Origin of the sequence: Ensifer sp. ZNC0028 (assembly GCF_000799055.1) — a bacterium.
In the GTDB taxonomy this organism is placed as follows: Bacteria; Pseudomonadota; Alphaproteobacteria; order Rhizobiales; family Rhizobiaceae; genus Ensifer.
Map to the genome: position 1 here is coordinate 1 of NZ_JTLA01000023.1, position 11,333 is coordinate 11,333.

At 63.2% G+C, this 11,333-nt stretch carries 8 protein-coding genes; 5 read left to right on the forward strand and 3 right to left on the reverse strand.

What is annotated here, in order from left to right:
- A partial coding sequence (locus L981_RS05825) for an efflux RND transporter periplasmic adaptor subunit (RefSeq protein ID WP_197067102.1) occupies positions 1 to 660 on the reverse strand: 660 nt, incomplete at its 3' end.
- A 266-nt stretch (positions 661 to 926) separates the two neighbouring features.
- Between L981_RS05825 and L981_RS05830 the strand changes: the two genes are divergently transcribed.
- On the forward strand, positions 927 to 1,526 hold the full coding sequence (locus tag L981_RS05830) for a TetR/AcrR family transcriptional regulator (RefSeq protein ID WP_043612773.1): 600 nt from the start codon (positions 927 to 929) through the stop codon (positions 1,524 to 1,526).
- Positions 1,527 to 1,626: 100 nt separating this feature from the next.
- Here L981_RS05830 and L981_RS05835 read toward each other — a convergent pair whose 3' ends face one another.
- Complete coding sequence (locus L981_RS05835) at positions 1,627 to 2,670, reverse strand: class I SAM-dependent methyltransferase (protein WP_043612776.1); 1,044 nt, start codon at positions 2,668 to 2,670, stop codon at positions 1,627 to 1,629.
- 313 nt (positions 2,671 to 2,983) lie between these two features.
- Here L981_RS05835 and L981_RS05840 point away from each other — a divergent pair, with 313 nt between their 5' ends.
- Together L981_RS05840 and L981_RS05845 are read left to right on the forward strand one after the other, a co-directional pair.
- The gene (locus L981_RS05840; protein ID WP_043612779.1) at positions 2,984 to 4,981 is read left to right on the forward strand and encodes a bifunctional diguanylate cyclase/phosphodiesterase; all 1,998 of its coding nucleotides are present in this window, start codon (positions 2,984 to 2,986) and stop codon (positions 4,979 to 4,981) included.
- Between the two features lie 275 nt (positions 4,982 to 5,256).
- On the forward strand, positions 5,257 to 7,023 hold the full coding sequence (locus tag L981_RS05845) for a hypothetical protein (RefSeq protein WP_052201618.1): 1,767 nt from the start codon (positions 5,257 to 5,259) through the stop codon (positions 7,021 to 7,023).
- Here L981_RS05845 and L981_RS05850 read toward each other — a convergent pair whose 3' ends face one another.
- Positions 7,024 to 8,172: an AI-2E family transporter gene (locus tag L981_RS05850; protein WP_043612781.1), complete on the reverse strand. Its 1,149-nt coding sequence runs from the start codon at positions 8,170 to 8,172 to the stop codon at positions 7,024 to 7,026.
- Positions 8,173 to 8,488: 316 nt separating this feature from the next.
- Between L981_RS05850 and L981_RS05855 the strand changes: the two genes are divergently transcribed.
- Both L981_RS05855 and L981_RS05860 read left to right on the forward strand, forming a co-directional pair.
- Positions 8,489 to 9,868, forward strand: a complete 1,380-nt coding sequence (locus tag L981_RS05855; RefSeq protein ID WP_043612784.1) for a DUF3300 domain-containing protein — start codon at positions 8,489 to 8,491, stop codon at positions 9,866 to 9,868.
- A 21-nt stretch (positions 9,869 to 9,889) separates the two neighbouring features.
- The gene (locus L981_RS05860; RefSeq protein ID WP_043612787.1) at positions 9,890 to 10,930 is read left to right on the forward strand and encodes a DUF2950 domain-containing protein; all 1,041 of its coding nucleotides are present in this window, start codon (positions 9,890 to 9,892) and stop codon (positions 10,928 to 10,930) included.
- Positions 10,931 to 11,333 lie beyond the last annotated feature (403 nt).

The following is an 11,333-nucleotide window of genomic DNA, read 5'->3' on the forward strand; positions in this document are numbered from 1 at the left end:
AATGAGCTTGAGCAGCGGCTCCGAGCCCGCAAGCGCGCCGGCGCGCGCCAGCCGCTCCGACACGATCCCGTCGGCGGGCGCCACGATCACGGCTCGATCGAGCTTCCGGCGCGCCTCGGCCTCGAGCGCTTCCGCCTGGTCGTAATCGGCCCGCGCGACCTGGACGGCCTGCTCGGCAAGGGCGAGCGCCGAGACGCGCTCTTCGAGAGTGGTGGCGGCCTGAAGGTGGCTCAACTGCCGGGCGCGCGCGAGTTTCCTCTGTTCCTGCGTGACCGTCTCTTCTTCCCGCGCCATCGCGGCGCCGGCGCGCGCGACCCGGCCCTTGGCCTCGCGCAAAAGGTTCTCCAGCATGTCGGTTTCCAGCCGGGCGAGCACCTGGCCTGCAGCGACCCGATCGCCGATCTCGACCTCGACACTGGCAATGCGCTGGTCGGTCAAAGTGGTGCCGACGGCAATCTCCTCGCGGGCGACGAAGATGCCGGCAAAGGAGCGTGTCCATTGCTGCGGGCGGCTATCGGCAACGAGCGTCGTGACCGTGCGGGTGGCAGACGGGGCGGGAACGGAGGCTGCGGCCTCTCCCGAGGCGCGCGCCGGACCAGCAGCCGCCGCAATCACGAGCAACGCTGCGAGAGCGACGTTCAACTCAACTGTACGTCTCATTTCATTGGCTTTCCATTGGCGGGGCCGGCGGCGCGATGCGCCTGCGGTACCGGATCCCGGGTCGGGCAAAGGGCGTCGATAATTTATTAGACCATTCAATCTAACAATAGAATTCATCAAACGCGACAATTGTAAGGCAGATCACATACGATCATTGCGGGAAGATGGCGGAGATCGTGCAAGCGCCCGGCCTTGACACCGATCGGCTGCCCACCGAAATTAGAGCGCCTGATCTAATAATTGAACGGCATGCAAGGAGACCGGCGATGCGCAAGATCGACCCCGAAAAACATGCGGCCAGGCGTCGGCTGATTCTCGATGCGGCAATCGCCTGCTTTTCGCGCAAGGGTTTTCACGGCACGTCGACGGCCGAGATCTGCGCCGAGGCAGGCATGAGCCCGGGAAATCTTTTCCATTATTTTCCGACCAAGCACACCATCATCGCGGCGATCGTGGAAGAAGAACGTCAAGAAACGGCGGAGATTTTCCGAAAGCTGGGTGAAGAGGAGGATCTCTTCGCCGCATTGCTGGGCTTCATGGACAGCGTTCTCGAACTGGCGGGCGATCCTGCCTATTCGAGCCTCGCACTCGAAATCGCCGCCGAGGCGATGCGTGACGAGCGCATCGGGACGCTCGCAACGACGAACGACGCGGAACTCCAGTCGGCGCTCGTGGCGCTCCTGCGCAAGGCCGCCAGCCGAAACCAGATCGACAGGACCCTCGACGCCGAGGGCGCGGCCCGCTGGATTGCCGCGATCATCGACGGCATCTTCAGCAGGGTCGCGGTCGATCCCGGCTTCAAGCCGAAGGAGGAAAGCGTGTTGCTACGCCGCCTGCTGAGCCGTTTTCTGCGCGCGCAAGACTGAGCGCGGGAAAAATGCGAGACCGCGGCAGCCCTTCGGCACGCCGCGGTCTCTTGTTTCGGCCGGCCCCGGCTTGAAGCCGAGGCCGTTCGTCGAAGTTATCTCAGGAATGCTTCTGGATGACGCCGTAGACGATGTTGCGGTTGGCACCGAAGAAGACGCGCGCATCGATCGCGGACTTCCCGGCACTCTTGTGGATGATGTTCCACATGTCCGCTTCGGAACGCAGCAGCAAGGCCCAGTTCATGAAGCTCTCCATGTAACCGTCGACGCCGATGTCCTGGGCGAAGTTGGCGAACAGGAAGACGCCGTTCGGCTTCAGCATCTGCAGGCAGCGATGCGTCAGCTTGATGGCCACCTTGTCGGCCAGATAGTCGTAGAGACCGGCCGCATAGATGAAGTCAAACGTGCCGAGCTTCTGGTCACGGCCGAGCAGGCTGCGAACGGACCCGTCGACCGCTTCGATCGCCGTACCGGAGAAATCGCGGCTGATCGATCCGACACTGAGAGGATCCTGATCGAGCGCCACCCAGCGCTTGATCCGGCCTTCCTCGAGAGCCTTCGAACGGTTGGCTTCCCGCAGATGACCGGCGGCAATCGTCAGGATCTCCGCCTCGGAACCCCGGCTCGCCGCGATCTCGTCGACGTGGCGCGTGAGGATATCGCGGCGCTCGCGCACCGCCACCGAAGACGAAGCGTCCTTCGTGTAGTCATAGAGCGCCCGACCGACCGGAGACGCCCGCTCGATTTCGCCGGCAACGCTCGCATGGCCGTAGATGAAGTCGAGCAACTGCGCGTCACCCGAATAGCCCCTGGGCTTGTCGAACGACCACCGGGTGAACGGATCCTGCAGGAAGTACTCCGAAACCGGGTGATCCTGGGCAATCGGGATTAGCTCCTGCCACACGCTCGGGTGGTATTTGGCACGGGTCTGGTGGAGGGAGGCAGCGAGCCGGTCGATAATTTTCGACGCATCCGTCCCTTGAATGAATTGTTCCTGAGCGACCCTGAGAATCAATGCGAGCTCGGCCTTGGCGGTCGAGAGCTGTTCGTCATGTCGTTCGCCGCGGGGCGAAACGAACTCATCAGCCATTGCCTTGGGAGTAATGAGGCTCTGACCGTCGAAAACAGTCTGAAATTGGCGCACGCGAGACCATCCGTTAAAGCTTTGTTAACAATAGTCGCGAAGATGCGCGCATAACGGCTCGGAATGCAAGTTTTTGTATATAATAAGGTAAATACTCGGAGCTCACCCCTTTGGGTGATACCGATTCGCAGATGCCCTGACCCATTAATTTAACAAAACTTAATGGACACCTCCTATCATGCCTCGCAGCGTTTCCCGCCCTTGTTGCAGATGGGTCGCGGTGAACACGCAGGGAGTGTCCGAAACAACGTCCATTGATGGAAAAGCGACGACAGATTTCCGTTGACCGTGACGCAACTCGATGGATCAGTGCATGAAGCACACGTTGGCCGACGTAGTTGACATCGACCTACACAAGCAGCCGCACAGGCCGCACCTGGCTGAGCTTCAGACCCTCTATCGCATGGAGGGCGAGGCTGGTCGGCGCGCCTCGACCCGGCAGGGGCTGTGGGTTGCCGTCGTCGTCTACCTGCTTTTCTTCATCCCGGACATTCTGCTCGTCCCCGACGTCGCCTTCTACACGATCGTCTCGCGCCTCTTTGTCGGCATCGGCTCGCTGTTGACCTTCGAGATCCTGTTTCGACTGAAGGCCCAGACCAAGTGGCTCGACGCCACCTGCGCCGCCGCCCTCGTCTTCGGCTACATCGGCTGGCTCGTCCCGGCGATGATGACGGCCGATACGAACAGCATGTCCTACTACATGATCTTCGGCGCCATCTTCATGATGGGCGCCAATCTCTTCTTCAGCCTAAGGTTCCGCCTCTCGGTGGTCGCCTCCAGCATCGTATTGGTGACGTTTTTCATCGCGCTGTCGTTCTTCTCCGAACACGATCCGGCCTACCTGATCGCCTTCGGGACGTTCTACGTCTCCTGCTTCGTCTTCACCTCCTATGTGAACTGGAAGCTCAACCGCGAGCGTTACAAGGTTTTCCTCAACGCCTTCGAGGCGAAGATCCAGCAGAACGAAGCTTCCGAGCGCGGCATGGCGCTTCTGCGGCTGTCCAACACCGATCCGCTGACCGGTCTCGACAACCGCCGCGCCATCGACCAGCAGCTGCGCGACTACTGGAACGATTGGCAGAAACTCGGCAAGAACTTCACCGCCATGCTGATCGATGTCGATTTCTTCAAGAAATACAACGACTGCTACGGCCACCAGGAGGGCGACCGCTGCCTCATTCTCGTGGCCAATGCGCTCGGCGAGGCGATCAGGGACTATCACGGCTCGATCGGCCGCTACGGCGGCGAGGAGTTCATCGTCCTTGCCCGCCTGGATACGCGCGAGGAGGCGGCCGAGCTTGCGGAGGTCATCTGCCGCACGGTTGAGAACATGGGGCTGATCCACGAGCAGCGCCGCGACGGCGTGTCCATCGTCACCGTCAGCGTTGGCGCCGCCTTCACCCGCAACCACACCGGAGCCAAGCTCGAAAAGATCATCCACGAGGCCGACCGCGCGCTTTACGCTGCAAAGGCAAGTGGGCGAAACTGCTCGAAGCTGTTCGACCCGAACGATCCGCAGAGCAGCGACGAGAGCGAGAACATCGCAGCGCTGCTGAAGATCGCCGTCGACCAGAACCTGGTATCCCTCGTCTACCAGCCGATCACGAACGTGACGACCGGCGAGGTCGATGCGGTCGAGGCCCTGATGCGCCTGACGATGCTGGACGGCACGTCGGTGCCGCCGAGCCTCTTCATCCCGGTTGCCGAACGGACCGGCGCCATTCTCGATCTCGGCCGCTGGGCGATAAAGACCGTCTGCCGCGAGCTTCTGGTCGACAACCACATCCCGCTCGTCAGCGTCAACGTTTCGCCGATCCAGCTGAAGACGCCGGGCTTTGCGACCTCGGTCGCAGCGATCCTCGGCGAGACCGGGGTTGCCGGCAGCCGCCTCGCCTTCGAGATCACTGAAGGGCTCGAGATGGAGATGCATTCGGGCATCCTGCGCTGCATCAGCGACTTGGAAACGCTCGGCATCCGCATCTGGCTGGACGATTTCGGGACCGGTTTCGCCGGCCTCTCCTGGCTGCGCCTGATCGATTTCGACACGGTGAAGGTTGACCGGTCGTTCCTGCACGATTGCGCCACCCCGAAGGGCCGCGCGATGCTGCAGGACATCATCGGGCTCGTGCGCAACCGCGGCCACAAGATCCTGATCGAGGGCGTGGAGACCGACGAGCAACTGGCCCTGATGCGCCGCTTCCGGATCGACCACGTGCAGGGTTTCCACGTCGGACGCCCAGCGCCTGCGGAAATGTTCCGCACGCCCACCGACAAAGCACGCATCCCGCTTCGAAACGGCGTCCGAACCTAGAAGCCTCTTCGACTTCATTTGCCACGATCGGCGCTCAACGTACGGCAAGCCGGCATCGGCGGGCCGGCGCCGTTCCCGTCCAGCGCCGGTCATGACCTCGGCGAGGAATGGCGTAGCCGCGCCCTGCTCCCTCGGCATCGCCCGCGCAGCCTCGGCAGGGAACGTGAAGCGCGGTGCGCGAATAAATGTTGCGCTCCGACCGAACCGGAGCGTAGGATACGGGAGAATACACTGCCGCCGGATACAATCTCACATTGTGCCCATGGAGGCGCGTGATGGCCATCGGGGACCAGCAGGACGTCGGCGTCGAACCGACCATATCTCCGCCCAGCCGCGCGGAAGTCCTGGCACAGCTTGAGCGCATTCGCCTGAGCGCCGAATTCGATGCTCCGGATCGCGACCGTAAATTCCTGGCCTATGTCATCGAGGAAACGATCGCCGGTCGTGGCGACCGCATCAAGGCCTATTCCATTGCCACCGAGGTTTTCGGCCGGGATTCCTCTTTCGACCCGCAGACCGATCCCGCCGTTCGGATCGAGGCGGGCCGCATTCGACGGGCGCTCGAACGCTATTACCTCGTCGCCGGACGCAGCGACCCGATCGTGATCCGCATGCCGAAGGGCGCCTATGTGCCGACCTTCGAAAGGCGTGCCGAAAAACAGCCGGCGCCCCTTATGGAAAGCGGAACGCCACCGTCCCAAGCAGTGCCGGTCGGCTGGCCTCGGCGCCGCCGCGTCCTGCTTGGCGCTGCAGCGCTTGTGTGTGGGGTCGCCGGCCTGTCGGCCGGCTTGCTATTTTTTTCCGGTGACGAAAGCACCACGACCAATCGGCCCAATATCCCGAAGGTGATCGTCACGCCTTTCGAGGATCTCTCGGGAACCCGGCAATCGGCGATGATGGCGCAGGGGCTGACGGACGAAGTCGTCAGCAACCTTGCCAAGTTCAAGGAGATCGTGCCGGTTACCGGCAACGACCGACTGCAGACGCCGGACGACCACACCTATGCGCTCGAGGGACGCGTAAGGCTCGAGGGCGAACGGTTGCGGCTGGTCGTGAAGCTTGTCCAGCGATCCGACGGGGCGATCGTCTGGGCAAACACCTACGACGAACGACTGCAGTCCGGCGACGTCATCGATCAGCAGGCAAGGACCGCGGCGGCGGTATCGAGCGCGGTGGCAGAGCCCTATGGCGCCGTCTTTCAGGCAAGCGTGGCCGAACTCAGGCACTCGGTTCCCGAAGGTTGGCAGGCCTATGCCTGCAGCCTCACCTACTACGATCATCGCGGCGACGTCGATCCGCAATCCCGTCGCTCCGCCGAAGACTGCCTGCGGCGCGCGACCCGGCAATTCCCGACCTATGCGACCGCCTGGGCGCTTCTGTCGATGAACTATGTCGATGCCCTGCGCGATCGCGCCGACCCCTCGGCCTCGCCAGGATTGCTGGAACAGGCTGGCGAAGCGGCGGCGCGCGCCGTCAATCTCGCCCCCTTCGACGTTCGCGCCCTCGAAGCGCAGATGCTCGTCCTCTTCGCTCGCGGCGAGGTCGATGCCGCCCTCGCCGTCGGCGCCCGTGCGCTTGCCATCAACCCCAACGACAGCGAGCTTGCCGGCGCATACGGCCTCCGGCTCGCGCAGTCGGGACAGTGGGATGCGGGCTGCAAACTCCTGTCGGACGCGACGGAACGCAATCTCGGCCAGACAGGCGCTTTCGAGGGGGCGCTGGCAAGCTGCGCCTACTTCGCGGGCGACTATGTCGCCGCCGAGCGCTGGGCGCGCCTTGCCAGTCCGCACGGCAGCCCTGCCGACCGGGTGCTCCTGCTTGCGGTTCTCGGCAGGCTCGGCAAGACCGACCACGCGCAGGAGGAGCGAAAGTGGTTCGAGGCCAACGCACCGGCTTTCCTCGGTGACCTCAGGCAGACGATTGCCGCTCAATTGCACCGGCCTGAGGATCAGCACCGCCTGTTCGACGGCCTTCGCGCCGCCGGCGTTTCCGTGCCCGAGGCGGAGTATCAGCAGGCAGGTACCGCGAGCGCGATACGCTGATCAGATATTGCCGGGTTCAAGCTCGCCGTCGCGGACGGCGGGATCAGCCGCCTTCTCCGGCGCTGCATCCGAGCGCGCCCAAACCATCAGCAGGTCATGCGCGACACTCAGCACGATCGGCCCGAGGAAGAGACCGATCAAGCCATAGGACAGCGTGCCGCCAAGCACCCCAATCAGGATCACCAGCGTCGGCGTCGACAGCCCACGTGCCACCAGGATCGGCTTCATCACGTTGTCGATGACGAAGAGCGGGATCAACAGGATCGTCAGCAACAGCGCCGGACCGAAATCCATTGTGAACCAGGCCCAGATCATGACGGGCAGCAGCACCAGCGCCGGGCCGATCTGGATGATGCAGAGCACGAGCACGACGAAGGCGATTGCGCCGGGCGCCGGCACGTCGAACAGGCTGAGCACCAGCCCGCACAGAAAGGCCTGTAGCAGCGCGACGCCGATGACGCCGCGCGCCACGTTACGGATCGTCGCGGTCGAAAGCTTGAGGAAACCGATGCCGCGCTGGCCGCCGATCCTGCCGGCAAAGCGCTGCGCCATTTCCGCTAGCCGCTCCGCCGAACCGAAAAGGAAACCTGCGATCAACACCGAGACCACGAAACTCAAGACCTCGGCGCCGACGCTCGCGACCTTGCCGAGAACCTTGGTCCCGGCCTGCATCAGCGCCGGTTCGATCTTGCTCAGCAGTGCTTCGATATTGCCCGACGCCATGCTCCAGGCCGCATGAATGCGCTCGCCGACGACAGGCCACGTGCGAATGTATTCCGGCGGGACCGGTACGATCAGCGAACCGTCGGCAAGCCGGGCGAGCAGCGCCTGCAGTCCCTCGGCAAAACTGACGGCGATCGCAGTCAGTGGCGCAACGATGACGGCGAGGCATATCAGCGTGATTAGGAAAGAGGAAAGGCGCCGCGAACCGAGCAGGCGCCCAAGTCGGGCATAGGCTGGAAAGAGCGCCACAGCGAGGATTGCCGCCCATATCAGAATGATCGCGAAGGGCGCGATCAGCGTCAGGGACCAATAGGCCAGAAGCCCGACGATGCCGATTCTCGCAATGTCCGTGATCTTCGCCTCGATGGAAGGCGACCCGTTCGTTCCGTTGCGGATCACATTCGATCGGGAAGGATCCTCGTCCATGCTAGCCCCATCCCCTCCACGCGAAACCGCCGACGCCCGCAGCCTTGTGCTCCCCGGCGCACTGCAAGGGTTCTACCGTCACGTGGATGGCACGCTCACGGCAACCGTGGGGCAGTAACATACAGTAGAATACGCCTGCCGGGCTTCCCGATCCGCCGGCCTCCTCTAGAGATTCCAGTGACTGATAACGACCGTGGTCAGCAATCGCGGCCCGATCAGCTTGAAATTGCAAGACAAGAAGCGTCGACAGGGGGCTGTCCCGCGCGCCAGTTCAAGCGCCCGCGCCACCGCCCAATACACGAGGGAGGCTGGATAGATGATCAAAAAGACGATCATCGCGCTCGGCAGCGCAATAGCGTTTTTGATAACAACACCCGTCACAGCGGTTCTCGCCCAGCAGACGGCGGCCGCGCCGACTGCCCAGGAACAACAGACAGCACCCGAGCCGCTCAGCGATGACGAGCTCGAGGTTCTGGTGGCGCGCATCGCGCTTTATCCGGACGAATTGGTTGCACTCATTTCTGCAGCGGCACTCTATCCGCTGCAGATCGTCGAGGCCGAACGCTTCCTTGAGGCCCGTCAGAAGAAGCCCGACATGAAGCCGAAGGAGGACTGGGACGGCAGCGTCATTTCGCTGCTGAACTATCCGCAGATCGTCAAGATGATGAGCGAAGATCTCGAATGGACACAGTCCTTCGGCGACGCCATCGCCAACCAGCAGAAGGACGTGCTGATCGCCATCCAGCAATTGCGTGACGAGGCGGTCGCCAAGAATATCATCAAGTCCGACGACAAGGTGAAAGTGGTGCAGGAGGGCGACAACGTCGTCATCCAGGCGGCCAACCCGGAAACGATCTACGTGCCACAATATCCGCCGGAGATGCTCTACGAGCCGAACTATGCGCCGGCGCCGATCGGCTACTATGACGAGCCCTATCCCGCCTACTGGTATCCGGGTGCGGCTTTCTTCGCCGGCGCGGTGACGGGTGCGGCCTTCGCCGCGATCGTCGACTGGGATGATTGGGGTGTCTGGGGCGGCCGCTGGAACGGCGGCGACATGGACATCGACTGCAACAACTGCTTCAACAACATCAACGGCAAGGTGAAGTGGAACGACGTCGACTGGAAGAACGTCGATCGCAGCAAGATCAACTTCAATCGCGACCAGCTTCAGCATTTCGACCGAAACAGCATCAAGAACAACATCAAGGCGAACGGCAACAACAACCTGCGCAACCGCGCCGCCGAGATCAATCGCGACCGGCCGAACGCGCGGCCCGGCGGCGGCGGCGCCGGCCAGATCAGGGATGTGCGCAAGAGCACGCTCGACGGCCTGAAGGCGCAGCAAAGACCTGCCGCACGCCCAGGCGGCGGCGGTGGCGGTCAGGCGATCGCCAAGGCGCGGCCCGGCGATGGGCGGCAGAACATCAACCGTGCCGGTGGCAACAAGCCCTCGCAGGTCAACCGTCCCTCCGGAAAGAAGAAGATGGCCGCCAAGGCGCAGAACCGGCAAAGGCCGTCGGGTCTTGGCAACGTCAATTCCGGACGGCGCGAGGTGGCCTCGTCACGGCGCGGCGGCCAGAGCTTGGGCGGTGGCCAGCGTGGCGGTGGGCGCCCGCAGATGAGCCGCGGCGGCGGCAGGCCGCAAATGCACCGCGGTGGCGGCGGACGGGGCGGCGGCGGCCGCAGGCGTTGACCGGATCACAGGAGAACGACCATGACAAAGCTCTTCAATTCCCTTCTCCTGGGATCAGCGATGGCGCTGGTTCTGGCAGCAACCCCGATCGGCTCCGCCTATTCGCAGGACAAGCCGCCGGCCGACAAACCCGCAGGCGATCAAGCTGCAGGCGATCAGCCTGCAGGGGATCGACCGGCGGCTGATCAGCCGCCGGCGGACCAGATGGTGGGTGGGCTGGATGCCTATGCCGCCGCGGAAGACCCGCCGGCCTTCGACGATCCGGACAAAGCCGTCGCGGAATTCAAGGCGAAACTGGCCGCAAATGACTTCGATGGCCTGGCGAAACTGCTGGGGCTGAATGCCGAGAAGCTGAAAGACAGCGAGGGCGTCAAGGACACCTTTGCCCTCATTCGCGAAGGCGCGGCCCGTAATGTCGTCGTTCGGGATCTGGAGGGCCGCAAGATCCTTCAGATCGGCGACCGGCTCTGGCCGCTGCCGTTCCCGCTCACCAAGGGCGAAGACGGCAAATGGGCCTTCGATACCTATGTCGGCCTGGAAGAAATCGTCAACCGCCACGTCGGCGAGAACGAACTGCAGGCGATCGACACCGTCGAAGCCTATGTCGATGCCCAGAAGGAATACGCATCCGAGGATCGCGATTCCGATGGCGTCCTCGAATATGCCCAGAAGCTGATCAGCACGCCCGGCCAGACCGACGGGCTCTATTGGCCTGCCGATCAGGGCGACGGTGAAAGCCCCGTCGGAGATTCGATCAACGAGGCGGCCCTGGAAAAGGCAAAAGCCGGCGAAGGCTATTTCGGCTACCGCTTCCGCATCCTGACTTCGCAGGGCGACAACATCGCCGGCGGCCGCTACGACTATGTGATCAACGGCAACATGATAGGCGGCTTTGCGCTGATCGCCTGGCCGGTCACCTATGCGGAGACGGGGGTGAAGACTTTCGTCGTCAACCAGCAGGGCATCGTCTACGAGCGCGACCTCGGGCCGAGCACGGAAGCGATCGTGCCCTTCATCGACCGCTTCGATCCCGACGACAAGTGGTCCGTCGTCGACGATTGACCGGGATCACCGGCATGAACGACAGCGCCGCCCGATCGGGCGGCGTCAGGCCACGAGCCCGCGAGCTGGCCCGACCCGCCAGGCCTGTTTTTCGCTCAAGCAAGTATCAAGCGCATATCGAGCGCGACCCGCTACTTGCGCGGCTCGATCGGGCCTGCCGTCAACGAAGCTCCCTCCAGTCGTTGAGAGTTGAAGGACCGCTCTCCCACCGCGTTGGGGTGCCCTCCCCCTCAGGCTTAGCGGGGTGCTCGGTTCTTTGGCCCTTGCCTGCTCTGGCGCATTTCGGCCTTTGCCCATCTTGGTTTTCCGTGCCTTAGAACGCACAAAAGCCCGCCGGATTTCTCCGAGCGGGCTTTATGATTTGGTTGCGGGGGCAGGATTTGAACCTGCGGCCTTCAGGTTA

Coding starts and splice junctions, on each gene's coding strand:
- L981_RS05830 (WP_043612773.1), top strand. CDS start 927: ATGCGCAAGATCGACCCCGAAAAACATGCGGCCAGGCGTCGGCTGATT.
- L981_RS05840 (WP_043612779.1), top strand. CDS start 2,984: ATGAAGCACACGTTGGCCGACGTAGTTGACATCGACCTACACAAGCAG.
- L981_RS05845 (WP_052201618.1), top strand. CDS start 5,257: ATGGCCATCGGGGACCAGCAGGACGTCGGCGTCGAACCGACCATATCT.
- L981_RS05850 (WP_043612781.1), bottom strand. CDS start 8,172: ATGGACGAGGATCCTTCCCGATCGAATGTGATCCGCAACGGAACGAAC.
- L981_RS05855 (WP_043612784.1), top strand. CDS start 8,489: ATGATCAAAAAGACGATCATCGCGCTCGGCAGCGCAATAGCGTTTTTG.
- L981_RS05860 (WP_043612787.1), top strand. CDS start 9,890: ATGACAAAGCTCTTCAATTCCCTTCTCCTGGGATCAGCGATGGCGCTG.